Annotated in this window: 20 protein-coding genes; 15 read left to right on the top strand and 5 right to left on the bottom strand. The window is 71.5% G+C overall.

Going from position 1 to position 25,443, the window contains the following annotated elements; genetic code table 11:
* Positions 1-22: 22 nt before the first annotated feature.
* From pcaDC to IO24_RS0116885, 3 genes are all read left to right on the top strand, one after another.
* Positions 23-1,330: a bifunctional 3-oxoadipate enol-lactonase/4-carboxymuconolactone decarboxylase PcaDC gene (pcaDC, locus tag IO24_RS0116895; RefSeq protein ID WP_031136562.1), complete on the top strand. Its 1,308-nt coding sequence runs from the start codon at positions 23-25 to the stop codon at positions 1,328-1,330.
* Between the two features lie 35 nt (positions 1,331-1,365).
* Positions 1,366-2,001, top strand: coding sequence for an MBL fold metallo-hydrolase (locus IO24_RS0116890; RefSeq protein ID WP_031136560.1), 636 nt, complete (start codon positions 1,366-1,368; stop codon positions 1,999-2,001).
* Positions 2,002-2,070: 69 nt separating this feature from the next.
* Positions 2,071-2,850, top strand: coding sequence for an exodeoxyribonuclease III (locus IO24_RS0116885; protein WP_031136558.1), 780 nt, complete (start codon positions 2,071-2,073; stop codon positions 2,848-2,850).
* On the opposite strand, the gene IO24_RS0116880 is transcribed toward IO24_RS0116885, so the two are convergent.
* Complete coding sequence (locus tag IO24_RS0116880; RefSeq protein WP_031136556.1) at positions 2,847-4,613, bottom strand: SGNH/GDSL hydrolase family protein; 1,767 nt, start codon at positions 4,611-4,613, stop codon at positions 2,847-2,849. The genes IO24_RS0116885 and IO24_RS0116880 overlap by 4 nt on opposite strands.
* A gap of 220 nt (positions 4,614-4,833) precedes the next feature.
* Between IO24_RS0116880 and IO24_RS0116875 the strand changes: the two genes are divergently transcribed.
* Together IO24_RS0116875 and IO24_RS0116870 are read left to right on the top strand one after the other, a co-directional pair.
* The gene (locus tag IO24_RS0116875; RefSeq protein ID WP_031136555.1) at positions 4,834-5,241 is read left to right on the top strand and encodes a DUF6278 family protein; all 408 of its coding nucleotides are present in this window, start codon (positions 4,834-4,836) and stop codon (positions 5,239-5,241) included.
* Positions 5,242-5,381: 140 nt separating this feature from the next.
* A complete protein-coding gene (locus IO24_RS0116870; protein ID WP_031136552.1) occupies positions 5,382-6,125 on the top strand; it encodes an amino acid ABC transporter ATP-binding protein in 744 nt (247 codons plus the stop codon).
* Positions 6,126-6,348: 223 nt separating this feature from the next.
* Here the strand turns inward: IO24_RS0116870 and IO24_RS0116865 are convergent, their stop codons facing one another.
* Together IO24_RS0116865 and IO24_RS0116860 are read right to left on the bottom strand one after the other, a co-directional pair.
* On the bottom strand, positions 6,349-7,917 hold the full coding sequence (locus tag IO24_RS0116865; RefSeq protein ID WP_031136550.1) for an alpha/beta fold hydrolase: 1,569 nt from the start codon (positions 7,915-7,917) through the stop codon (positions 6,349-6,351).
* A 116-nt stretch (positions 7,918-8,033) separates the two neighbouring features.
* On the bottom strand, positions 8,034-8,792 hold the full coding sequence (locus tag IO24_RS0116860) for a hypothetical protein (RefSeq protein ID WP_031136548.1): 759 nt from the start codon (positions 8,790-8,792) through the stop codon (positions 8,034-8,036).
* Between the two features lie 104 nt (positions 8,793-8,896).
* Between IO24_RS0116860 and ggt the strand changes: the two genes are divergently transcribed.
* Positions 8,897-10,699 carry a gamma-glutamyltransferase gene (gene ggt, locus IO24_RS0116855; protein ID WP_031136546.1) on the top strand — a complete coding sequence of 601 codons (1,803 nt, stop codon included), beginning with the start codon at positions 8,897-8,899 and terminating at the stop codon, positions 10,697-10,699.
* Positions 10,700-10,774: 75 nt separating this feature from the next.
* Here the strand turns inward: ggt and IO24_RS0116850 are convergent, their stop codons facing one another.
* The gene (locus IO24_RS0116850; RefSeq protein ID WP_031136545.1) at positions 10,775-13,306 is read right to left on the bottom strand and encodes an ATP-dependent Clp protease ATP-binding subunit; all 2,532 of its coding nucleotides are present in this window, start codon (positions 13,304-13,306) and stop codon (positions 10,775-10,777) included.
* 189 nt (positions 13,307-13,495) lie between these two features.
* Complete coding sequence (gene map, locus IO24_RS0116845; RefSeq protein ID WP_031136543.1) at positions 13,496-14,263, bottom strand: type I methionyl aminopeptidase; 768 nt, start codon at positions 14,261-14,263, stop codon at positions 13,496-13,498.
* A 32-nt stretch (positions 14,264-14,295) separates the two neighbouring features.
* Here map and IO24_RS0116840 point away from each other — a divergent pair, with 32 nt between their 5' ends.
* From IO24_RS0116840 to IO24_RS0116800, 9 genes are all read left to right on the top strand, one after another.
* Positions 14,296-14,547, top strand: a complete 252-nt coding sequence (locus IO24_RS0116840) for a helix-turn-helix domain-containing protein (protein WP_031136540.1) — start codon at positions 14,296-14,298, stop codon at positions 14,545-14,547.
* Positions 14,548-14,645: 98 nt separating this feature from the next.
* Positions 14,646-16,343, top strand: a complete 1,698-nt coding sequence (locus tag IO24_RS0116835; RefSeq protein ID WP_031136538.1) for a hypothetical protein — start codon at positions 14,646-14,648, stop codon at positions 16,341-16,343.
* 170 nt (positions 16,344-16,513) lie between these two features.
* Positions 16,514-17,356 (top strand): nitrilase-related carbon-nitrogen hydrolase, encoded by an 843-nt coding sequence (locus IO24_RS0116830; protein WP_031136537.1) that lies wholly within the window; start codon positions 16,514-16,516, stop codon positions 17,354-17,356.
* On the top strand, positions 17,353-18,639 hold the full coding sequence (locus IO24_RS0116825) for an aspartate aminotransferase family protein (protein WP_031136535.1): 1,287 nt from the start codon (positions 17,353-17,355) through the stop codon (positions 18,637-18,639). The genes IO24_RS0116830 and IO24_RS0116825 overlap by 4 nt, the downstream gene beginning before the upstream one ends.
* Positions 18,640-18,667: 28 nt before the next feature.
* The gene (locus IO24_RS0116820; protein ID WP_031136533.1) at positions 18,668-20,233 is read left to right on the top strand and encodes a PucR family transcriptional regulator; all 1,566 of its coding nucleotides are present in this window, start codon (positions 18,668-18,670) and stop codon (positions 20,231-20,233) included.
* A 155-nt stretch (positions 20,234-20,388) separates the two neighbouring features.
* On the top strand, positions 20,389-21,231 hold the full coding sequence (locus IO24_RS0116815; protein ID WP_031136531.1) for a nitrilase-related carbon-nitrogen hydrolase: 843 nt from the start codon (positions 20,389-20,391) through the stop codon (positions 21,229-21,231).
* 94 nt (positions 21,232-21,325) lie between these two features.
* Positions 21,326-22,729 (top strand): dihydropyrimidinase, encoded by a 1,404-nt coding sequence (gene hydA, locus IO24_RS0116810; protein ID WP_031136530.1) that lies wholly within the window; start codon positions 21,326-21,328, stop codon positions 22,727-22,729.
* Between the two features lie 11 nt (positions 22,730-22,740).
* The gene (locus tag IO24_RS0116805) at positions 22,741-23,763 is read left to right on the top strand and encodes a TIGR03842 family LLM class F420-dependent oxidoreductase (protein WP_031136529.1); all 1,023 of its coding nucleotides are present in this window, start codon (positions 22,741-22,743) and stop codon (positions 23,761-23,763) included.
* 148 nt (positions 23,764-23,911) lie between these two features.
* A complete protein-coding gene (locus IO24_RS0116800; RefSeq protein ID WP_031136527.1) occupies positions 23,912-25,438 on the top strand; it encodes an NCS1 family nucleobase:cation symporter-1 in 1,527 nt (508 codons plus the stop codon).
* Positions 25,439-25,443: the final 5 nt, after the last annotated feature.

Here is a 25,443-nt window from a genome sequence, read left to right as displayed (position 1 = left end):
GAGACGTGAGAGGGTCTGGGGCGTGAGTGAGACACCGTCGAACACCCTGCAATACCGCTTTGACGGGCCAGAGGAGGCTCCCGTCCTGATCCTCGGTCCCTCACTGGGTACCACATGGCACATGTGGGACCGCCAGATCCCCGAGCTGACCAAGCAGTGGCGCGTCTTCCGGTTCGACCTGCCCGGGCACGGCGGCGCTCCCGCGTACCCGGCGGGGTCGGTGGGTGAACTCACCACGCGGCTGCTGGCCACCCTCGAAGGGCTCGGCGTGCAGCGCTTCGGCTACGCGGGCTGCGCGCTCGGCGGCGCCGTCGGCATCGAGCTGGCCCTGCGCCACCCCGAGCGGCTCGCCTCGCTCGCTCTGATCGCGGCCTCGCCCCGCTTCGGCACGGCCGACGAGTTCCGGCAGAGAGGCGTGATCGTCCGCACGAACGGCCTCGACCCCATCGCCCGTACCGCGCCCGAGCGCTGGTTCACCGGCGGGTTCGCCGCCGCGCAGCCCGCGATCACCGAGTGGGCCGTGCAGATGGTGCGCACCACCGACCCCGGCTGCTACATCGCCTCCTGCGAGGCACTCGCCTCGTTCGACGTCCGCCCCGAGCTCGGGCGGGTCGGCGTACCGACCCTGGTCCTGGTCGGATCGGACGACCAGGTCACCGGCCCCGCGGAGGCCCGCACGCTGGTCGCCGGCATCCCGGACGCCCGCCTCGCCGTCGTCCCCGGCGCCTCGCACCTGGTCCCGGTGGAGCAGCCCGCGGCGGTCACCGACCTGCTGGTGAGGCACTTCTCCACGGCCTGGCAGCCCGCCTTCGAGACTTCCACCGGCCAGAACGCCCTGCCCCCTGCCGCCCTCAAGCCGGTCCTTTCTCCCGCCCCGCCGCAGCCCCTGCAGACCGGCCCCGTCGCCGAGATCGCCCCGGCCGCCGTACCGCCGCAGGCCCAGGGGCGGCCCGACCCGTACGACGCCGGGCTCAAGGTCCGCCGCGAGGTGCTGGGCGACGCGCACGTGGACCGGGCGCTGGCCCAGGCCGACGAGTTCTCCGGGGACTTCCAGGAGTTCATCACCCGCTACGCCTGGGGTGAGATCTGGGACCGCCCCGGCCTCGACCGGCGCACCCGCAGCTGTGTCACCCTCACCGCCCTGGTCGCCGGCGGCCACCTGGACGAGCTGGCCTTCCACACCAGAGCCGCCCTGCGCAACGGCCTCACCCCGGGCGAGATCAAGGAAGTGCTGCTCCAGGCGGCCGTCTACTGCGGCGTACCCGCCGCCAACAGCGCGTTCAAGGTCGCCCAGCAGGTCATCCGCGAGGAGACCACGCCCCAGGGGTGAAGTCCGCCGGAAGAGCGCGGAGGCAGGATGGACCCATGAAGCTCACGAAGAAGTCGCACGCCTGCGTCCGTCTCGAGAAGGACGGCCGGACCCTCGTCCTCGACCCCGGCGCCTTCAGCGAGGAGGACGCCGCGCTCGGCGCGGACGCGATCCTCGTCACCCACGAGCACCCCGACCACTTCGACGAGTCCCGGCTGCGCGCCGCGATGGAGGACAACCCGGCCGCAGAGATCTGGACCCTGCGGGCGGTCGCGGAGAAGATCTCGTCCGCCTTCCCCGGCCGCGTCCACACCGTCGGCCACGGCGACACCTTCACCGCCGCCGGCTTCGACGTCCAGGTCCACGGCGAGGTCCACGCGGTGATCCACCCGGACATCCCGCGCATCACCAACGTCGGATACCTCGTCGACGGCGGCAGGGTCTTCCACCCCGGCGACGCCCTCACCGTCCCCGACCAGCCGGTGGAGACGCTGATGCTCCCCGTCATGGCGCCCTGGAGCAAGATCTCCGAGGTCATCGACTACGTCCGCGAGCTGAAGCCGCAGCGCGCCTACGACATCCACGACGCCCTCCTCACCGACCTGGCCCGACCGATCTACGACCGGCAGATCGGGCAGCTCGGCGGCTCGGAGCACCTGCGGCTGACGCCGGGGGACTCCGCCGAGGTCTGAGTCCTCAAGGGCCCTCGCACCATGCCCGCCCGGGCCGCGTTGTCAGACCCGCCGGGTAGGTTGTGGGACATGCGCATCGCGACCTGGAACGTGAACTCGATCACCGCCCGCCTGCCGAGGCTCCTGGCCTGGCTGGAGAGCAGCGGCACGGACGTGCTGTGCCTCCAGGAGGCCAAGGTCGCCGAGGAGCAGTTCCCCGCGGAGCAACTGCGCGAGCTGGGCTACGAGGCCGCGGTCCACGCGACCGGCCGGTGGAACGGTGTGGCGGTGCTCTCCCGCGTCGGCATCGAGGACGTCGTCAAGGGCCTGCCCGGCGATCCCGGGTTCGACGGCTCGGTGGAGCCCCGCGCCATCTCGGCGACGTGCGGCCCGCTCCGCGTCTGGTCGGTGTACGTGCCGAACGGCCGTGAGGTGGACCACCCGCACTACGCCTACAAGCTCCAGTGGTTCGAGGCCCTCAAGGCCGCCGTGGCCGGTGACGCGGCGGGCAGCCGCCCCTTCGCGGTGATGGGCGACTACAACGTGGCGCCGACGGACGACGACGTCTTCGACCCGGCCGCCTACGTCGGCTCCACGCACGTCACCCCCGCCGAGCGCGCCGCCCTGGCCTCCCTGCGCGAGGCCGGCCTGTCGGACGTCGTCCCGCGGCCCCTCAAGTACGACCACCCGTTCACGTACTGGGACTACCGCCAGCTCTGCTTCCCGAAGAACCGCGGCATGCGCATCGACCTGGTGTACGCCAACGCGCCGTTCGCGAAGGCCGTCAGCGACGCGTACGTGGACCGCGAGGAGCGCAAGGGCAAGGGCGCCTCGGACCACGCGCCCGTGGTCGTGGACCTGGACGTCTAGGGCCGCAGCAGCCGCAGGTCGACCGAGTCCGCCAGGGCCGCCAGCCCCGTGTCGCCCGGATGCAGATGGTCCCCGCTGTCGTACGCGGGGAGCATCCGCGACGGGCGCTGAGGATCGCGGACCACCGCGTCGAAGTCGAGCACGCCGTCGAAAGCCCCGCCGTCGCGGATCCACTCGTTCACCGCGACCCGCTCGCCGTCGACGGCCGCGGTGCACCGCGTCTCGCCCTCACAGGGCAGGACCGTCGCCGCGAGCATCTTCAGTCCCCGGGCCTGCCCGCGCGCCACGAGCTCCCGCAGCCCCGCGATCACCTGCTCCGCCGAGGTGCCCCACCGCAGGTCGTTGATGCCCTCGAAGACGACTGCGGTACGCGCCGACGGCTGGGCGAGGACGTCCCGGTCGAAGCGGTGCAGGGCGCTTACCCCGGCCGTGTCCGTGGACACTCCGTCGCCGGGGTACCGGTCGGTGACCACGCGGTTGCCCGAGACACCCAGGTTCAGCACGCCGTAGCGCGGGACGGCGCTCTGCTTCAGGAGCCGGCCGGCCAGGACGTCCGGCCAGCGCCGGTTCGCGTCCACCGTGGACTTGTCGCCGTCGGTGATCGAGTCCCCGAGCAGCACCACGGACCCGGGACCACCGCTCACGTCGACCCCGGCCAGCAGCGGCCAGCGGGTGATCACCGAGGTGTACGCACCGGCGGCGCCGTCCGCCGCGTGATCGCCGGGCTCACTGACGTAGGAGCGCTGCTGGGCGAGCCCGTGCACGGGCGCGGCCGCCACCGTCCCGGGCAGATGGAAGCTCACCAGCAGATTGACGCCCGCCGGGACGGAGAAGCCGAGCGGATCGCTGTACGCCTGGCCCCCGGCTGGGATCGCCACGCCCGCCGCACCGCCGAACGACAGCGCCACCGGGGTGCCCCGCGAGGCCGCGCCCGCCGCCTGCACCGCGACCGTCGCGCGCCCGATCCGTACCGGAGCCGCCGCGAAGGTGTTGTCGAACCGCACCCGCACCCGGGGCCCGCCGGCCGACGTGTGCACGACCAGCCGCAGCGTCCGGTCGGTCCAGGGGCCCACGGCGGCATAGCCACCCGTGGCCGTCGTCCAGCTGCCCGTCCAGCCCAGTGTGGCGGTCCGTACCGACACCGCGAAGACGTGCAGCCCGGCCGCGCTCGGCAACCGGACCGAGGCCACCGCGCGCCCCGGAACCAGCGGCACCGTCACGACGTACAGGCGGACCGGCCGGGCGAGTTGGCCACCGGGCGTGTTGATGTGCGGCAGGGCCAACGCCTTGGTCGCGAGCGGCCCGGTGCGCCAGTCGGGCGCGGTCAGCCGGTACCCGGAGCGGGTGCCGTTCGTGTACGTGACCGTGCCCGGGCCGCCCACCTCCGTGCCGGCGGTGCCTGCCACCAGGAAGGCCAGGGCGTCCCCGCGTCCCGTGACCCGGACGTCCTGCCCGGCGGCGCGGACGTTGTCGGGCTCACCGGGCCGGCGCTTCGGCCAGGTCAGCCGGGCCCCCTGCACGGTGAGCGCGCGGCCGGGTGTCCAGCCCGCGGCGGTGAGGTCCCGCGCGGACAGGGAGGCGCCAAAACCGTCGAAGTCGGCCTCTCCGGGCGAGCTGTCGTCGCTGACGGCTACATTGTCGAACAGGCGCTCCAGCGGCACCGGCGCGGCCCGTCTCTCCTCGACGGCCCGCGCGGAGACCGCCGGGACCAGCGACCCGCACAGGGCCAGGGCGACCAGGATCCCCCGGACACATCGGCGCACGGCCGACTCCTCCCGCTCAACGACACACGACGCGACAGACGAAACGCAGGGACGCAACACAAGGGACAACGACAGCCGAGACGCAAGACGCACGGTGAAACTAGGGAGACGTGAGAGACCCGTCAACGCGCAATGGGTGAACTCGGCCTGAACCCGACCGGGATCGGCGGGCCCGCGCGCCCTGTGGTGCGTACGGCGGTACGAATGACAGGCTGGACGTATGAACATCCCTTTCCTGGGCAACCGGCGCCAGAAGGTCGGGGTCCCCGACCCGGCAGGCATCGCGGAGCTCCTCGCCGAGTGTGAACTGCTCCGCTCCCAGGCGTCCCGGGCGGGTGTCCGGCTGGACGACACGGCGGCCTCGCTGGAGGCACTGGATCAGCTCCTGCCGCGCTGGCGGGACGACGAGGACACCTTGACCTGGCTCGGCAACGACGCCGGTCTCTACCTGGGCAGCGTCATCGTGCGCACCGTGCCGGGCGCCGCCTGGGAGATCCGTCCCGACGGGCAGCCCGTCGTACGGCTGGACTCCGGCCGTGAGTTCGACGTGGTCGACTCCGGCCACGAGTGGGCCGCGTACGGAGTGCCCGAGCTGTCGCAGCTGTACGCGGAAGTCGCGGAGTCGTGAGCCCCATGGCCGTAACCTTTGGCCCAAAGTCCGACGTAAATACGGCTAATGATCGAAAAGTGCGTGTCGCCCGACAAGTTCGATCTTGCCTGGATACGTTGCGGCAACCACCACACAGCTGAGAGTGAGTAGGGCTGAGCATGGCCGTCGATCCGCTGATCGAGCTGCGTGACGTCAACAAGCACTTCGGGGAGCTGCATGTCCTGCAGGACATCAACCTCACCGTCAGCCGGGGGGAGGTGGTCGTGGTCATCGGCCCGTCGGGGTCGGGGAAGTCCACCCTGTGCCGGGCGATCAACCGGCTGGAGACCATCGAGTCCGGGGAGATCGTCCTCGACGGGCAGCCGCTGCCGGACGAGGGCAAGCCCCTGGCCCGGCTGCGCGCGGACGTCGGCATGGTCTTCCAGTCGTTCAACCTCTTCGCCCACAAAACCGTCCTGCAGAACATCTCCCTGGGGCAGGTCAAGGTCCGCGGGCGCCGGAAGGAGGACGCCGACAAGCGTTCCCGTGAACTCCTCGACCGGGTCGGCGTCGCCGATCAGGCGGACAAGTACCCGGCGCAGCTCTCCGGAGGTCAGCAGCAGCGCGTGGCCATCGCCCGCGCCCTGGCCATGGAGCCCAAGGCGATGCTCTTCGACGAGCCGACCTCGGCCCTCGACCCGGAGATGATCAACGAGGTGCTGGAGGTCATGAAGCAACTGGCCCGCGACGGCATGACCATGATCGTCGTCACACACGAGATGGGCTTCGCCCGCTCGGCCGCCAACCGCGTCGTCTTCATGTCCGACGGCCGGATCGTCGAGGATCGCACCCCCGACGAGTTCTTCACCAACCCGAGCAGCGACCGCGCCAAGGACTTCCTCTCCAAGATCCTCAAGCACTGAACGGGCAGGCTCCGGACGGCCCATCGGTTCGGACCTCGACTACGATGTGCCCTTCATCCCTGTCGGAGAGGGGGACTTCGCCGAAGGCCGCCGATCCCGCCAGGGGTGAGCAGACCGCCCGCCCGGTCCGCGGGGCGATTCCCACCGGGTGCGGCCCCCAGGGCCCGAAGGCCGCTGGGGCGGCGGTTCACATCGGCCAGGCCCGTCCGGCGGCAGCCGGAGATCACTGCTCGCGCAGCGGAACCGACACGTACGACGGGTCGTTCGCCGGCGAGGAGAAGGTCAGCTGCGCGCCGGACGGGTTGTGCTCGATGTAGAGCGGGTCGACCGTGTCGACGACCAGGGCGAGGCGATGCCCGGCCGGGACGTCGTAGGCCGTGGAGTACAGCTCCAGGTCGACGCCGAACGGTTTCCCGGGGGTGCGCCCGTGGAAGGTGTACGGCGCGTGGGTGACCAGCTTGCCGAGGCCGAGCGGCCCCACGTCGTACAGGTAGGCGACGAGGGTGCCGCTCTCCTTGGTCGGGGTGAGAGCCGTGTGCAACGCCGTCGTTCCGCGCACCTGTTGGGCCGTGGCGTACTTCTCCGACTGCCAGACGGCGGCCCAGCGGCGGGGGAGCAGCGGGATCGAGGCCGTCGGCGGCAGCTTGGCCACCTGGTCGAGGATGCTGGACAGGAAGACGACACCGCCGTCCGCCCCTGAGTTCACGTTCGCGCGGATCGTCTTCGAGCCTCCGAGGGCGATCTTGCGGTCTGTCGCCCCCGCCGACTTCCAGTCCGGGTAGCCCTCGTAGCCGCCCGTGGAGCGGGACTTGAGCTGGACGGGCTGCTCGCGGTCGATGCCGTTGTCCTCGCCCCTGAGATAGTGGTCGAACCAGCGCCCGGTGTCTTTCCACACGTCGTTGGGCAGGCCGAACAGGCCGGTCAGTTCGGCGGTGGCGTGGTCACCGGGCCGCATCTCCAGCCGCTTCGGGCCGGTCAGCTTCTCGTAGAAGTCGGCGTACTGGTTGGGCGGGAAGACGCTGTCGCCCCAGGCGTTGGCGAGCATGATCGCCGCGCCGTTCTCGTTGATCCGGTCGACATAGGTCGCAGCGGAACGTTTCTTCCCCCAGGCGATGAGCTCCGGTTCCTTCGCCAGGTTGGAGCTGTAGAAGTCGTCGAAGGTCTGCCGGAGTTCCGGGCTCTGGCGGCCCGTCACCACGCTCGCGCCGTCCAGCAGGGCGGCTGCCTGGAGGTGCTGGGTGCGCCCGGCGTAGATCGAGCCGATCAGGTCGGCCCAGCCGCTGAGTGAGGCGACCGCCTTGACCCGCTTGTCGTGGGCGGCGGTGAGCAGGCTGATGCCCGCGCCGTAGGAGACGCCCGCCATGCCGATGTGCCCGGCGTCCGCGGGGGTGTGGGCGAGCGCCCAATCGATGACCTTCGACGCGTCGGCGACATCGGGCGGGCCCGCCACTTCTATCTCGCCGCCCGACTGCCAGAACCCGCGCACGTTGTAGGTGACCACGACGTACCCGGAGTCGGCGAGCTTCTGTGCCTGGGCCAGGTACTCGATCTGGGGCAGCCCCCAGCTCGTGGGCATGACGAGCAGCGGGAAGCGGTCGGTGCCGCGGGCGCCGGCCGGGGTGACGACGTTGGCCTTGAGGACGGTGCCGCCGTCGCCGGCGATGTCGACGAAGCGGACGGGGCTCGGCGCCGCCTGGGCGGTGGGGGCGATTCCGAGGGCGGTGCCGGCGACCAGGGTCGCCGAGACGGCGCCTACGGCGGTGGTGCGCAGGGCCTTGCGGTGGAGTCCCACGGGTCACTCCTCACTCGTGTAAGTGCAAAGTGACCGAACGGTAACCTCAGCTCTTTACCGGTGGTAACCCGTCGGTAAGTTACGTGCCAGTAACGATTGTTGAGGAGTGGAGGACTTCAGGAGGCACGGTGGGTGTTGCGTGGAGCCGCCGCGGCGGGCAGTGCGGTCTGCGCGGCGCGCGTCACGTCCTCCACCAGTTCGACGACGTCCGGACCGTACGCCTGCGAGTTGATCACCTTGAGCAGCAGCACGAAGGGGCTGTTGCCGTACTTGCGGGCCAGTCGCTCGTGGTTGCGGGCGAGGTAGCGGGTGGTGGCCTGGTTGGTGATCGACGTCTGGCCGCAGAAGAGGAACACCGGACGAACGTTCTGGCTGCGCTCGGCGGTGAGCCGGGCGAGCAGCGCGTACTCCTCCCTGCCGTTCTCCACGCGGTAGCGCTCCGAGCCGACGAGGAAGCAGCCGCGGTCCGGACCCGGTTCGGCGTCCACGTTCACCCGCACCCCGGGAAGCAGGGAGGACAGATGGGCCGCCATACGGCGGTTCGACGCCGGCCCGCCCACGCAGAACTCGGTGCGCTCACCGAAGCCCTGGCGTGCGGTGTCGTGCGGGAGGATCTGCGCGTGGGCGTTGCAGTCCTTGATCAGCGCGGCGAGTTCGAGAAGCGCGAACACGTCATAGCGCATCACCGTCAACTCCGGCCCCGTGGCACCGCGGTTCACGACCAGCAGGGACTCGGAATTGTCGGGCAGCCCGAAGAACGCCTGCTTGCGGCGGAGCTTGCGCCGGTAGAGATAGGTGCGGGCCACCCAGCCGAGCGCGGCGCTGATGCCCGCCGCTATCACGCCCAGGACGATGTTGCGCACGTCGTCATTCATGGGCGCGCATGGTAGCGGGCCCGACGCACCGGTGTTCGACGCCTGCCTGACGCTGCCATGGCGATGAATTAAGCTGCGCGGACGGCCTTTGACTGGAGGTGCGGATGCGTCGCCCTGTCGCACGGAATCTGACGGTCCTGGCGGTTTCGGCCGCCGTGGTGGTGTCGGTGGGAGCGGCGGCGCCGCCACCCGCCGCCCAGAGCCCCGGGGGTGAGAAATCCCCGCTGGCCGTCGGCTACGGCGGCGCCGTCTCCAGCGTCGACCCCGACGCGTCCGCCGCCGGGATCGAGGTCCTGCGCAAGGGCGGCAACGCCGTCGACGCGGCCGTCGCCACGGCCGCCGCGCTCGGCGTCACCGAGCCCTACTCCGCCGGCATCGGCGGAGGCGGCTACTTCGTCTACTACGACGCCGAGTCCCGGACCGTACGCACCATCGACGGCCGAGAGACCGCCCCGCTGAGTGCCGACAAGAACCTGTTCGTCGAGAACGGCTCGCCCGTCCCCTTCGCCGAAGCCGTCAGCAGCGGCCTCAGCGTCGGCACCCCCGGCACGCCCGCCACCTGGCAGACGGCGCTCGACCGGTGGGGCAGCAAGCGGCTCTCCAGCGTGCTGAAGCCGGCCGAGCGGCTCGCCCGCGACGGCTTCACCGTCGACGAGACCTTCCGCTCGCAGACGGCGTCCAACGAGACCCGCTTCCGCTACTTCCCGGACACCGCCGACCTGTTCCTGCCGGGCGGCCGGCTCCCCGCCGTCGGCTCCACCTTCAAGAACCCCGATCTCGCCCGTACGTACGCCGAGTTGGGGCGCAAGGGCGTCGACGCGATCTACCACGGCCGACTCGGCCGGGACATCGTCGACACGGTCAACAAGCCGCCGGTGGACCCGGACTCCGGCTGGAACGCCCGGCCCGGCGACCTGACCGCGAAGGATCTGGCCGCCTACCGCACCAAGCTCCAGGCGCCCACCAGGACCTCCTACCGCGGCCTCGGTGTCTACTCCATGGCGCCGTCCTCCTCCGGAGGCACGACCGTCGGTGAGGCGCTCAACATCCTCGAGCGGACCGATCTGTCCAAGGCGAGCAAGGCGCGCTATCTGCACCGCTTCATCGAGGCCAGCCGGATCGCCTTCGCCGACCGGGGCCGGTGGGTGGGCGACCCCGCCTTCGAGGACGTGCCGACGAAGGAACTGCTGTCGCAGCGGTTCGCCGACTCGCGCGAGTGCCTCATCAAGGACGACGCGGTGCTGGCCAGCCCGGTGACGCCGGGCGATCCGCGCGACCCGAAGGCCTGCGGCTCCGGCGGTACGGCCGCTCCCACGACCTACGAGGGTGACAGCACCACGCATCTGACCGTGGCCGACAAGTGGGGCAACGTCGTCTCCTACACCCTCACCATCGAGCAGACCGGTGGCAGCGGGATCACCGTCCCCGGGCGGGGGTTCATCCTCAACAACGAGCTGACGGACTTCTCCTTCACCCCGGCGAACCCGGCCGTGCACGACCCGAACCTGCCGGGGCCGGGGAAGCGGCCCCGGTCCTCGATGTCGCCGACGATCGTGCTCGACCGGCACGAGCGGCCCGTGGTGGCGCTGGGGTCGCCGGGCGGCGCGACGATCATCACGACGGTGCTGCAGACGCTCACCGGGTTCCTGGACCGGGGGCTGCCGCTCGTCGACGCGATCGCCGCGCCCCGGGCGAGTCAGCGCAATGCCGCGCAGACCGAGCTGGAACCGGGGCTCGACGGTGACGTGAGGAAGCGGCTCGAAGCGATCGGGCACTCCTTCAAGGCGAACCCGGAGATCGGTGCGGCCACGGGTGTGCAGCGGCTGCCCGGCGGGAAATGGCTGGCAGCAGCGGAGACCGTACGGCGTGGCGGCGGATCGGCGATGGTGGTGCGGCCTGTGCGCTGAGGGCCGGGTGCGGGGGCGTGGGGACTGAGCGCGCCCACGCGGCGGAGCCGCACATCGAGACAGCCCCGCGCCCCTCTAGGGCTCGGTCGCACCCTGCGTCTCGAAGACCAGGCGGTTGTCCTCCACGTCCACCGTCACCCGGCCGCCCTCGTCGACCCTGCCGTCCAGCAGCAGGCGTGACAGCTCGTTGTCCACCTCGCGCTGGATCGTGCGGCGGAGCGGGCGGGCGCCGTACTCCGGCTGGTAGCCGCGCTCGGCCAGCCATTCCACCGCCCGGTCGCTGAAGGTCACCGTGATGCCCTTGCCCTCCACCAGGGACCGGGTGCGGTCCAGCAGGAGGTTGGTGATCCGGCGCAGCTGCTCCGTGGTGAGCTGGCGGAAGACGACGATCTCGTCGATGCGGTTGAGGAACTCGGGGCGGAAGTGCTCGCGCAGCGGGCGCAGGATCTGCTCGCGCCGGGCCTCCTCGTCCGCGTCCGCGCCGCCCGACGCGAAGCCCACGGAGGCGCCGCGGCGGGTGATCGCCTCGGAGCCGAGGTTGCTGGTCATGACGATGACCGTGTTGGTGAAGTCCACCGTGCGGCCCTGGGAGTCGGTCAGGCGGCCGTCGTCGAGGACCTGGAGCAGGATGTTGAAGACGTCCGGGTGGGCCTTCTCCACCTCGTCCAGCAGGAGCAGCGAGTACGGGTGGCGGCGCACGACCTCGGTGAGCTGGCCCGCCTCCTCGTGGCCGACGTAACCGGGCGGGGCGCCGACCAGGCGGCTGACGGTGTGCCGCTCCTGGTACTCGCTCATGTCGAGGCGGACCATGCGGTCCTCGCTGCCGAACAGGACCTCGGCGAGCGCCCGGGCCAGTTCGGTCTTGCCGACGCCCGTCGGGCCGAGGAACAGGAAACTGCCGATCGGCCGGTCGGGAGACGCGAGCCCGGCGCGGGAGCGCAGCACCGCGTCCGAGACGACCCGCACGGCCTCGTCCTGTCCGACCACCCGCTGGTGCAGGTGCTCCTCCAGGCCCAGCAGGCGGTCCTTCTCCTCCTGGGTGAGGCTGCTGACCGGGATGCCGGTCTGCCGGGACACCACCTCGGCGATCGCCTCGGCCCCGACCACCAGGTCCTGGCCCTCGTCGACCTCGCCGTCGCCGCCGGCCTCGGTGATCCGCCGCTTCACGTCCACGATCCGGTCGCGCAACTGGGTGGCCTGCTCGTAACTCTCGTCCGCGACCGCCTGGTCCTTGTCCCGGGTCAGCTGTTCCAGCTCCCGTTCCAGGGCTCGTACGTCCGTGCCCTTGGTCCGGGCCCGCAGCCGCACCCGGGCACCGGCCTGGTCGATCAGGTCGATCGCCTTGTCGGGCAGCCGGCGGTCGGTGAGGTAGCGGTCCGACAGCTCCACGGCCGTGACCAGGGCCTCGTCGGTGTAGCGGACCTGATGGTGGGCCTCGTAGCGGTCCTGCAGGCCGCGCAGGATCTCGATCGCGTCCGCGGCGGTCGGCTCCGGCACCATGATCGGCTGGAAGCGGCGGGCCAGCGCCGCGTCCTTCTCGATCCTGCGGTACTCCTCCAGCGTGGTGGCGCCCACGATGTGCAGCTCGCCCCGGGCCAGGGCCGGCTTGAGGATGTTGCCGGCGTCCATCGAGCTGCCGTCGCCGCCACCGGAACCGGCGCCCACGACCGTGTGCAGCTCGTCGATGAAGATGATCAGCTGGTCGGAGTGGGCGCGGATCTCACCCACGATGTTGTTCATCCGCTCCTCGAAGTCACCCCGGTAGCGGGTGCCCGCGACCACGCCCGTCAGGTCCAGGGCGACCACGCGGCGCCCGATCAGCACGTCGGGCACGTCCGCCTCGGAGATGCGCTGCGCCAGCCCCTCCACGATGGCCGTCTTGCCGACGCCCGCGTCACCGATCAGCACCGGGTTGTTCTTGCCGCGCCGGGAGAGGACCTCGACGGTCTGCTCGATCTCCTCGTCCCGGCCGATCACCGGGTCGATCCGGCCCTGCCGGGCCAGCTCGGTGAGGTCACGGCCGTACTTGTCGAGGGTCGGCGTGTTCGTCGGGCGCGGGCGCTCGGACTGCGGCACCTCGGGCGCCTCGGGCGGTTCGGAGGGGGCGAAGCGGGCCGCGTTGAGGATGTGCCCGGCCGCCGAGTCGGGGTTCGACGCGAGGGCGCTCAGCACGTGCTCCGGGCCGATGTAGCCGTAGCCGCGGGCCCGGGCCATGTCGTGCGCGTCCAGCAGGGCCCGCTTGGCGGCCGGGGTGAGCGAGAGGGCGGTCGGCGGCGGAGCGTCGTCCGGCGTGTGCTGGGCGGGCCCCGACCGGTCGTCGATCTGCGACGCCAGTGAGTCGGGATTCGCGCCGGCCTTGCTGAGCAGGGTGCGGGTGGGCTCGGTGGCGAGCGCCGCCCGCAGCAGATGCTGCGTGTCGAGGTCCCGGCTGCCGTGCTCGGCGGCGTACTGGGCGGCGCCGCGGACGAGCTCCCGGGCCGGCTGACTGAGCAGCCGGCCGAGATCGATCTGCCGGGGACCGGGACGCGGTCCGCCGAAGAAGCGTGCGAGGAATTCTCCGAAGGGATCCGAGCCGTAGCCCTCCGGGCTGGTGAAGCCGCTGCTCATGGGCCTTCCGTTCCCGGCGTCCCCGGCGCGCGGGCGAGGGACGCCCTCGCTGGTCGACGTGCCGGGGTCGGGTAACCCGGGTGGCAGCCGGTTACACCTGGGGCGCGCTCGTAGAACACCTTCGCACGATCGTCGGCCAGGGGCACCTTCGGGGCATACCGGGAGGAAAAGGAACGTGTGGTGAGGTTGTCAGCGGGCGGTCAGGATCCTCGGCCCGGACTCCGTGATCGCCACCGTGTGCTCCGCGTGGGCGGCGCGGGAACCGTCGTTCGTCTTCAGGGTCCAGCCATCGGGGGCCGCGTGGAAGTCGTCCGTGCCGCCCGCGATGACCATGGGCTCGATCGCCAGCACCATGCCGTGCCGGAGCCGCATGCCGCGCCCGGGACGGCCCTCGTTCGGCACTCCGGGATCCTCGTGCATGCGGCGGCCGATGCCGTGGCCGCCGAAGCCGTCCGGGATGCCGTAACCGGCGCTCCGGCACACCGTGCCGATCGCATGGGCGATGTCGCCGATGCGGTTGCCCACGACGGCCGCCTCGATGCCGGCCGCGAGGGCCCGCTCGACGGTCTCGATCAGGCGGAGATCCGCCTCGCGCGGGGTGCCCACGACGAAGCTGAGCGCGGAGTCGCCGACCCAGCCGCCCAGCTCGGCACCGAAGTCGATGGAGACGAGGTCGCCGTCGCGCAGGCGGTAGCGGCCCGGGACGCCGTGGACGATCGCGTCGTTGACGGAGACGCAGAGGACGGCCGGGAAGGGGGTCGGTGCGAAGGACGGGCGGTACCCCAGAAAGGGTGAGGTCGCGCCCGCCCCGCGCAGTACGTCGTGCGCCACCTCGTCCAGTTCCAGCAGGGAGACGCCCACGTCGGCGGCCTTCTGCGCGGCCGTCAGGGCGCGGGCGACGACCTGGCCCGCCTCGTACATCGCGTCGATGGAAGTGTCTGTCTTGAGCTCAACCATGCCAATTACTATACCGGTATTAGAATGGGGCCATGGTACGCACCCCTCTCACCCCCGAAGAGCGCGAACGCGGCGAGCGGCTCGGCAAGCTGCTGCGTGAGGCGCGCGGCGGCCGGAGCATGACGGAGATCGCGGCGAGCGCGGGCATCTCCGCGGAGACCCTCCGGAAGATCGAGACCGGGCGGGCTCCGACCCCGGCCTTCTTCACGGTGTCCGCGCTTGCCGGAGCGCTCGGGCTGTCCATGGACGAACTGGCCGGGCGGTGCGCGCTGGCGCCCCTCTGAGGCTCCCGCGCCGCGCGTGAAAACTCCCCGTAGCACGCCCGTAACACGACTGGTGTTGCCTACGGGACGGAGTGCTCCGGTCTCACGGGAGTTGAGCGATGGCGGCGGATCAACTCCCGGCTGAAGTCGGGGAGTTCGCGACCTACCTGGGCGGTCTGCTGGCGCGTCTCGACCCGTCCGGCGGCTGGTGCGCGGTGTTCTGGCAGCGCGACCCGGAGGGCATGCGGGCCTGTCTCGACGGGCGCGAGATGCCGCCCTGGGACGTGGTCGAGGCCCTGCTCCAGGACCTCGCCGGGCAGTACGGCCCGGGGGGAGCCGACCCGGAGACGGACCACGCCCGCGCCCTGCACGCCGCCGCACTCGCCGCGTACGACACCCGGCCCGGGGGCCGCGACGCCCTCGGCGACCGCCTCGACGCCATGCTGCGCGAACAGAAGTACGCCGCCGAACGCCAGGCCGCCCTGGCCCGCCACCTCACCTCGGCCACGACCCGCGAACAGGCGGACGCCCTGCGCCTGGACCTGGCCTGGGCACGCGACGACCACGAACGGGCCGGTGCGCGGTGCGCGGAACTCCGGGCACGGCTGGCTCACGTGGACCGGCGTGAGCAGCAGGTGTCCCCGAGGGCGTGGGACGACGGCGACGGGCTGAGCGGCACCGGGTCCGAACCGCCACCCACCGGAGATCCGTACGAGCCCGGGACACCCCCGGCCGGGACCGGCGCCGCCGGAGCCCCGCGGGCGGGGCGGCTCACCCGGCAGCATCCGGCGGGCCGGGCCGCGCCCGGGGAGGCCGTCGCGGGTGGCATGTCCGGCCCCGGCCCCCGGCGCTACGACGGAACCGATGCCGCCGGGCGGTATGACGCCGGGGACGGTGCCGGGGCCCCGGGGGCGGGGCGGCTGGCCCCGCAGTATCCGGCGGGTCGGGCCGCGCACCGGGAGGCCGTCGTGGACGGCACGTTCGACGGGCCTCCCGCCTGGGCTTCAGCCCCGGCCGTCCCCGGCGTGTTCGCCGCTCCGGTTCCCGAACCGCCGGCCCCTCCACCCCCTGCCCCCAAGCAACGCAAACGCCGTCGCGGCAGTGCCCGCTTCGCCGGGATGGTGGACGAGGAAGCCGTACCCGTCGCCGTGCCGCCCGCTGCCGTCCGGGACCTGCCCGCACCCGCCCCCACGGCCACCGGCCGCACCCCCCGGGGCGCGCGCTTCGCCGGGGTCGCCGAGGAGGCGGTGGTGCAGCGCCCGGCTCGGGAGGCCGGTGTGGCCGGGGCCGCGGACCGGGCCGACGTCGGACGGACCGTGGAAGTGCTGGCCCGGCTGCGGAGCGAGGGCCGCAGTGGGGAGGCCCACGCGGTGCTGGCCGAGGTCGCCTCGTGGCAGCCCGCCCGGTTTCCGCTGCTCGCGGAGCGGCTGCACCTCGCCGGGCTGGACGCCGACTGGCAGACCGTGCTGTGGGAGGCCGCCGCACTGCCCGCCGGGCGGCTGGTCGCCGCCGCCGACGCGCTGGTCGCGGCCGGGCGGGCGGGGGACGGGCAGCAGATGCTGCGGCAGGGCGTCGCGCGGCCGCCGGGCGAAGTCGGGGAGGCCGTCCTCGCCCTGGCCGCCGAGGGGCTGCACCGCGAGGTGCGCGTGCTGCTCGACGCGTATGTGCGGGCCCGTGCCCCCGAGGAGACCGCCCGCAGCGCCGAACCCGATCCGCGTCGCCTCGTACCGCTCCTGCTGGAGGCCGCCCGGGGCGTGTCGGACGAGCGCCGCTGGGATCTCGTGCATGCTCTGCGGGTCGCCGGATTCCCCGCCTGACCGGTGACGTCGCACCCCGGGCGACTCACCCGCAGGAGTGTGAATCGCGCATTGCCCAGCGGGTTGGCGACGATGGTCTTGGCAACCCCGTGCCAGAGGCTTACGTTCGTGGCTCTACGGCTCGCTTCTACGGGCGTAGAGGCGCAGACGTCGCGTCGAAGGAGCAGCTCATGGCCAACGTCGTACGTGCCGCCCTGGTCCAGGCCACCTGGACCGGCGACACCGAGTCCATGGTGGCGAAACACGAGGAGCACGCCCGCGAGGCGGCCCGCCGGGGCGCGAAGATCATCGGTTTCCAGGAAGTCTTCAACAGCCCCTACTTCTGTCAGGTCGAGGAGCCGGAGCACTACCGCTGGGCCGAGCCCGTCCCCGACGGGCCGACCGTGCGGCGGATGCGGGCGCTCGCGCGCGAGACCGGCATGGTGATCGTCGCGCCGGTGTTCGAGGCGGAGCAGCCCGGCTTCTACTACAACACCGCGGCCGTGATCGACGCCGACGGCACCTACCTCGGCAAGTACCGCAAGCACCACATCCCGCAGCTCAAGGGCTTCCGCGAGAAGTTCTACTTCAAGCCCGGCAACCTCGGCTGGCCCGTCTTCGACACGGCCGTCGGCAAGGTCGGCGTGTACATCTGCTACGACCGCCACTTCCCGGAGGGCTGGCGGCAGCTCGGCCTGGCCGGGGCCCAACTGGTCTACAACCCCTCGGCCACCCACCGGAGCCTGTCGTCCCACCTGTGGCGGCTGGAGCAGCCCGCGGCGGCCGTCGCCAACGGGTACTACATCGCCGCGATCAACCGCGTCGGGCAGGAGGAGTACGGCGACAACGACTTCTACGGCACGAGCTACTTCGTCGACCCGCGCGGGCAGTTCGTGGGGGACGTCGCCAGCGACAGCCAGGAGGAGCTCGTGATCCGGGAACTGGACATCGACCTCATCGAAGAAGTGCGGCAGACGTGGGCCTTCTACCGCGACCGCCGCCCCGACGCCTACGAAGGGCTGGTGCAGCCGTGACCAACGACCTCCTGGGCCGCCACCGGGCCGTGCTCCCGGACTGGCTCGCCCTCTACTACGAGGAGCCCCTCGAGATCACCCACGGCGAGGGCCGCCACGTCTGGGACGCGCAGGGCAACCGTTACCTCGACTTCTTCGGCGGCATCCTCACCACCATGACGGCGCACGCGCTGCCCGAGGTGACCAAGGCGGTGAGCGAGCAGGCCGGCCGGATCGTCCACTCCTCCACTCTCTACCTCAACCGCCCGATGGTCGAACTCGCCGAACGCATCGCGGCGTTGAGCGGCATCCCGGACGCCCGCGTCTTCTTCACCACCTCCGGCACCGAGGCCAACGACACCGCCCTGCTGCTGGCCACGGCGTACCGGCGCAGCAACACCATCCTGGCGATGCGCAACAGCTACCACGGCCGTTCCTTCAGTTCCGTCGGCATCACCGGCAACAGCGGCTGGTCCCCGACCTCCCTCTCCCCGCTCCAGACGCTGTACGTGCACGGCGGCGTGCGCACGCGCGGCCCGTTCGCCTCCCTCGGCGACGACGACTACATCGCGGCCTGCGTCGACGACCTGAAGGACCTGCTCGGCCACACCCGCGCCCCGGCCGCGCTGATCGCCGAGCCCATCCAGGGAGTCGGCGGCTTCACCGCCCCGCCGGACGGGCTGTACGCCGCCTTCCGCGAAGTGCTGCACGAGCGCGGCATCCTGTGGATCGCCGACGAGGTGCAGACCGGCTGGGGCCGCACCGGCGAACACTTCTGGGGCTGGCAGGCCCACGGCCGGAGCGGACCGCCCGACATCATGACCTTTGCCAAGGGCATCGGCAACGGCATGTCCATCGGCGGGGTCGTCGCCCGCTCCGAGATCATGAATTGCCTGGACTCCAACAGCATCTCCACGTTCGGCGGCACCCAGATCACCATGGCGGCGGGCCTCGCCAACCTCACCTACCTGCTGGAGCACGACCTCCAGGGCAACGCCCGGCGCGTCGGAGGCCTGCTCATCGAGCGGCTGCGGGCCGCCGCCGCGCACGTTCCGGCCGTACGGGAAGTACGCGGCCGGGGGCTGATGATCGGCATCGAGATCACCAGGCCCGGGACCGACGAGGCCGATCCGCAGACCGCCGCGGCCGTCCTGGAGGCGGCCCGCGAGGGCGGCCTGCTGATCGGCAAGGGCGGCGGGCACAACACCAGTTCGCTGCGCGTCGCCCCGCCGCTGTCCCTCAACGTCGCGGAGGCCGAGGAGGGCGCCGCGATCCTCGAGAACGCTCTGAGGAGCATCCAGTAGAAGTGCACTGAGCAAGGGACCCGCCACCATGACCATCACCCTGGATTCCCTGGAGCCCGCGCTGTCGGTGCGGCAGGTCCTCACCCTGGAACGGGTCCTCGCCGGGGAACCCGAGGTGGTGGCCGGCGCGAGCCACCTCGACCGTCCCGTGCGCTGGGTGCACGTCGCCGAGGCCGCCGACGTCGGGGTGATGCTCAGCGGCGGCGAGATGGTCCTCACCACCGGCGTGCTGCTCGCCGGTGACGAGGACAAGCAGGCCGAGTACGTCAGGTCGCTGCACCGCGCGGAGGCCGCCGCCGTCGTCCTCGGACTCGGCCGCGCCTTCCCCGCGGCGCCGGACGTGATGCGCCGGGCGGCCGAGCGGTGCGGGCTGCCGATGGTCGTCCTGCACCGGCCCTTCCCCTTCGCCGAACTCACCGAGGAGGTCCAGTCCCGGCTCGTGCGGCGCAAGTTCGCCGCCGTCAGCCTCTCCGAGGCCGTCCGCACCGAACTCACCGCCCTCATCACCGCCGGCGCGCCGCTGCAACGCCTGCTCGACGAGGTCGCCCGGCACAGCGCCTGCCCGGTCGTCGTCACCAACCTCGCCCACCGCGTCCTCGGCACGGCGGGGGAGCGGCCCGCGGTGGACGACGTGCTGCGCGACTGGGAGCGCATCGCCCGGCAGGCCGGCGGCACCGAGGGCGACGGCTGGATCCGGGCCGAACTGGGCGGACGCGGGGAACGCTGGGGCCGGATCGTGCTGTGCGGCTACCGGGGCGACACCGCCACCGGACGGCTGCTGGCCGACCGCGCCGCCGAGGCCCTCGTCCTGCACCGCATGCTCGCCGGCGGCGCCGCCCGCTCCTGGGAGGAGCAGTCCGCGCAGAGCCTGCTGACCGACCTGGTCAGCGGCGTCGTACCGGCACGGCAACTGCTGCCCCGGGCCCGCGCGGCCGGGCTGCCGGTCAACCGGCGCACCTTCGTGCCGCTGGTCGTCCGAGACGGCGACCCCGCCCGGCTCGAAAGGCTCCTGCGGCTGCTGGGCCTGCCCGGGCTGGTCGCCGAACTGGCCGATGGCGCCACCGCCGTGCTGCTCAGCCTGCCGCGGGACCAGGACGCGGGCGCCCTCGCCGCGCACTTCGCGACCCGGCTGCGGGCCGAGACCGGACCGGACCACACGGTCGTGGCCGCGGCCGAACCCCGTGCCGCCTGGGACGACGTACCCACCGGCCTGCGCGAGGCCCAGCACGTCGCGGACGCCGTGGCCGACTCCTCCGCCGTCCTGGACCTCCCACCCGTAGTGCGCCTGAAGGACGTTCACCTGCGGGGCCTGATCCGTCTCCTGCGCGACGACCCGCACGTGCAGTCGTTCGCGGAGCGGGAGCTGGACGGGCTGCTGTGCGAGACCGAGGAGGACCTGCTGTCGGTCCTGCGCACCTACCTGGCCAGCGGCCGCAACAAGTCCCGCACCGCCCAGCTCCACCACGTCTCCCGGCCGGCCCTCTACCGCCGCCTGGAGGCCATACAGGTCCGTCTCGGGGTGGACCTCGACGATTTCGAGCAGGCCGCCTCGGTGCACATCGCACTTCTCGCGCACGACGCGCAACAGCAGTGAAACACCCGACCACCTGGGAAAACGGCGGTGAAACATGGGCCCACGGCAGAGTGACACGGTGGCACGCCGCACGCCCTCGGACGTGACACGGTGCAACTCAAAGACGACCCCGCGACTTCCTAGGCTCACGGCACACCGAGCGACCGGAGGTCCCGATGAGCCGAGTGATCCGTGCCGCCGTCTTCCAGACAGCCTGGACGGGCGACAAGGAATCGATGATCCAGGTCCACGAGCAGGCGGCCCGAGACGCCGCCGCGCAGGGCGCCCAAGTCCTCTGCTTCCAGGAGCTGTTCTACGGACCGTACTTCTGCCAGGTCCAGGACCCGGCCTTCTACGAGTACGCCGAGCAGATCCCCGAGGGCCCGATCGTCCGCCGCTTCCAGGCACTCGCCAAGGAGCTGGGCATCGTCCTGGTGCTGCCGATGTACGAGGAGGAGCAGCCCGGCGTCCTCTACAACACCGCCGCCGTGATCGACGCGGACGGCTCCTACCTCGGCAAGTACCGCAAGACGCACATCCCGCAGGTCAGGGGCTTCTGGGAGAAGTTCTACTTCCGCCCCGGCAACTCCGGCTGGCCCGTCTTCGACACGGCGGTCGGCAAGGTCGGCGTCTACATCTGCTACGACCGCCACTTCCCCGAGGGCTGGCGTGCCCTCGGCCTCGCGGGTGCCGAGATCGTCTTCAACCCGTCGGCCACCTCCCGCGGCCTGTCCGGCTACCTCTGGCAGCTGGAGCAGCCGGCGGCGGCCGTCGCCAACGAGTACTTCGTCGGCGCGATCAACCGGGTCGGGGTCGAGGAGTACGGCGACAACGACTTCTACGGCACGTCGTACTTCGTGGATCCGGAGGCCCAGTTCGTCGGCGAGGTGGCGAGCGACAAGGAGCCCGAACTGGTCGTGCGCGACCTGGACATGGCCAAACTCCGCGAGGTCCGCGACCGCTGGCAGTTCTACCGGGACAGGGCCCCGGGGGCGTACGGACCGCTGACAGCACCTTGAGACGTCCGCGGAGGACGTGCCCTCCGGGGCGCGGGGAACTGCGCGACCAGCCACTGACGACCCGCACAGACCCACTGCGAGGAGCGACCACGACATGAGCAGCCGAATCGTCATCCGCGGCGGCCTCGTCATCACAGCCTCCGACGAGATCCACGCCGACATCCTGATCGAGGACGGCCGCATCGCCGCCCTTGCCGCCTCCCACACCCCCGCCGCCGAGGCCTTCACCGCCGACCGGGTCATCGACGCGACAGGAAAGTACGTCATCCCCGGCGGCGTCGACGCCCACACCCACATGGAGCTGCCCTTCGGCGGCACCTTCGCCTCCGACACCTTCGAGACCGGCACCCGCGCCGCCGCCTGGGGCGGTACGACGACGATCATCGACTTCGCCGTGCAGAGCGTCGGCCACAGCCTGCGCGAGGGCCTCGACGCCTGGCACGCCAAGGCCGACGGCAACTGCGCCATCGACTACGGCTTCCACATGATCGTCTCCGACGTCAACGAGCACACCCTCAAGGAGATGGACCACCTGGTCGAGGAGGGCGTCACCTCCTTCAAGCAGTTCATGGCCTACCCGGGCGTCTTCTACAGCGACGACGGCCAGATCCTGCGCGCCATGCAGCGCTCCGCCGACAACGGCGGCCTGATCATGATGCACGCCGAGAACGGCATCGCGATCGACGTCCTGGTCGAGCAGGCCCTGGCCCGGGGCGAGACCGACCCGCGCTACCACGGCGAGGTCCGCAAGGCCCTGCTGGAGGCCGAGGCCACCCACCGCGCCATCAAACTCGCGCAGGTGGCCGGTGCGCCCCTGTACGTCGTGCACGTCTCGGCGACGGAGGCGGTCGCCGAGCTGGCCCGGGCCCGCGACGAGGGACTGAACGTCTTCGGCGAGACCTGCCCGCAGTACCTGTTCCTGTCCACCGACAACCTCGCCGAGCCGGACTTCGAGGGGGCGAAGTACGTGTGTTCCACCCCGCTCAGGCCGAAGGAGCACCAGGCCGCGCTGTGGCGGGGCCTGCGCACCAACGACCTCCAGGTCGTCTCCACCGACCACTGCCCCTTCTGCTTCACCGGACAGAAGGAACTCGGCCGCGGCGACTTCTCCAAGATCCCCAACGGCCTGCCCGGCGTGGAGAACCGCATGGACCTGCTCCACCAGGCGGTCGTCGACGGGCACATCTCCCGCCGCCGCTGGATCGAGATCGCCTGCGCGACCCCGGCCCGGATGTTCGGCCTCTACCCGAAGAAGGGCACCATCGCGCCGGGCGCCGACGCCGACGTCGTCATCTACGACCCGCACGCCGAGCAGGTCATGTCCGCGGAGACACATCACATGAACGTCGACTACTCGGCGTACGAGGGCAAGCGCACCACCGGCCGGGTCGAGACGGTCCTCTCGCGCGGCGAACTGGTCATCACCGAGCGGGAGTACACCGGCCACGCCGGGCACGGCGTGTTCACCCCGCGTTCCACCTGTCAGTACCTCAACTAGGAGTGGCGCAGATGGACTTCGGACTCGTCCTGCAGACCGACCCGCCTGCCTCGCGGGTGATCAGCCTGATGAAGCGGGCGGAACGCAACGGCTTCACCTACGGCTGGACCTTCGACTCCGCCGTGCTGTGGCAGGAACCGTTCGTGATCTACAGCCAGATCCTGGCCAACACCACGACCCTGAAGGTCGGGCCGATGGTGACCAACCCGGGCACCCGCACCTGGGAGGTCACCGCCTCCACCTTCGCCACCCTCAACGACATGTTCGGCAACCGCACGGTCTGCGGCATCGGCCGCGGCGACTCCGCGATGCGCGTGGCCGGCCGCAAGCCCAACACCCTCGCCCGGATCAGCGAGGCCATGAAGGTCATCCGGGACCTCGGCAGCGGACGGGAGGCCGACCTCGGCGGCGGCACCGTCGTCCGGTTCCCGTGGATCAGCCAGGGCGCCGAACTCCCCGTGTGGATGGCCGCATACGGCCCGAAGGCCCTGAAGATGACCGGCGAGGAGGCCGACGGGTTCATCCTCCAGCTGGCCGACCTCTATCTGACCGAGTACATGGTCAAGGCCGTGAAGGAGGCGGCCGTCGCCGCCGGCCGGGACCCCGCCGAGGTGACCGTCTGCGTGGCCGCCCCGGCGTACGTCACCGAGGACGACTCGCCCGAGGCGCTCGCCCACGCGCGCGAGCAGTGCCGCTGGTTCGGCGGCATGGTCGGCAACCACGTCGCCGACCTGGTCTCCAAGTACGGCGAGCACTCGGCCGCGGTCCCCGACGAACTCACCGAGTACATCAAGGCCCGCGAGGGCTACGACTACTCCCACCACGGGCGCAGCGGCAACCCCGACACCCAGTTCGTGCCCGACGAGATCGTCGACCGGTTCTGCCTGATCGGCCCGGCCGAGAAGCACATCGAGAAGCTGGAGGCGCTGCGCGCGCTCGGCGTGGACCAGTTCGCCGTCTACGACATGCACGACGCGCAGGAGGCCGTGATCGAGGCCTACGGATCGCGGGTGATCCCGGCCCTCAACGGCTGACCTCCGCCGCCGCACCCCCCTGTGAACTCCCCCTTCCCAGCGGCTCGGGAAGGGGGCCCCGGACGCTCCCCGGCGCACCCGGAGCGCACCCCCCATCGGCGTCACCGCACGGCCTTTCCCGTCCCACCTCCCCTGATTGGCCCGGCCCATGACCGATACCGCTCCCACGGCCCCACCGCCGACCACCCAAGTCACCCTCGCCGACGGCCGGGTGGAGATCGCCCCGGGTGCCCCCGCACCGACCGGCCCCTACGCCAACGAGGACCTGCTGCCGGTCCCGGTCGAGAAGCGCACCTGGACCACGTACAACTTCTCCGCGCTGTGGGTCGGCATGGCCCACAACACGGCCTCCTGGACCCTGGCCTCCGGACTCATCGCCGTCGGCATGGACTGGAAGCAGGCGGTGCTCACCATCGCCCTGGCCAACGTGATCGTGCTGATACCGATGCTGCTCACCGGCCACGCCGGACCCAAGTACGGCATACCCTTCCCGGTCTTCGCCCGGGCCTCCTTCGGTATCCGCGGCGCCAACCTCCCCGCTGTCGTACGGGCGTTGGTGGCGTGCGGCTGGTTCGGCATCCAGACCTGGATCGGCGGCGAGGCCATCTACTTCCTGGCCGGCAAGCTCATCGGCACCGGCTGGACGGACGCGGCCAAGGTCGGCGGCTACGCCTGGACGATGTGGCTGTCGTTCGCGATCTTCTGGGCGCTGCAAGTGGTCATCATCTACCGGGGCATGGAGACGATCCGCCGCTTCGAGAACTGGGCGGCGCCCTTCGTGCTCGTCGGCGCGTTCGTGATGCTGTGGTGGATGAGCGACAAGGCGGGCGGCTTCGGCCCGCTGTTCGACCAGCCCTCGAAGCTCGGCTGGGGCGCCGACTTCTGGAAACTGTTCGCCCCCGCCCTCATGGGCATGATCGGCTTCTGGTCCACCCTGTCGCTGAACATCCCGGACTTCACCCGCTACGGCAGGAGCCAGAAGGCGCAGACCCGGGGCCAGGCGCTCGGTTTGCCGACCACCATGACCCTCTTCGCCTTCCTGTCGGTGATGGTCACCTCGGGCAGCCAGGCCGTCTACGGCGAGGCCATCTGGGACCCGGTGCAGCTCGCCGCCAAGACCGACAACACGGTGGGCCTGCTCTTCGCGCTGGTCACCGTCCTGGTGGCGACGCTCTCCGTCAACGTCGCGGCCAACCTGGTCTCGCCGGCGTTCGACTTCTCCAACATCGCGCCCCGACGCATCAGTTTCCGCGCCGGCGCCCTCGCCACCTGCGTCCTCGGGGTGCTGATCTGCCCGTGGAAGCTGTACTCCGACCCGCAGGGCTACATCTTCACCTGGCTCGGCCTGGTCGGCGGGCTGCTCGGCACCGTCGCGGGCATCCTCATCGCCGACTACTGGATCCTGCGCCGCTCCCGGCTCGACCTGGCCGACCTGTACCGCCCGGGTGGCCGCTACTGGTACGAGGGCGGCTGGAACTGGCGGGCCGTCGTCGCCTTCGCGGCCGGTGGTGTCCTCGCCGTCGGCGGTGCGAGCTTCAAGCCGCTGACCGACGGCCGTCCCATCCCCGCACTGGCCGGTCTGGCCGACTACGGCTGGGCGGTGGGCCTGGGCACGTCGATGGTCCTGTACCTGCTGCTGATGGCTCTGCGAGGTCGTGACCGCACGGTTGTCTGACGAGG

Source organism: Streptomyces flavovariabilis, assembly GCF_000725785.1.
GTDB classification, from domain to species: domain Bacteria; phylum Actinomycetota; class Actinomycetes; order Streptomycetales; family Streptomycetaceae; genus Streptomyces; species Streptomyces hawaiiensis.
The sequence above is the reverse complement of the archived record's forward strand: the minus strand, read 5'-3'. Positions and strand labels throughout refer to the sequence as shown.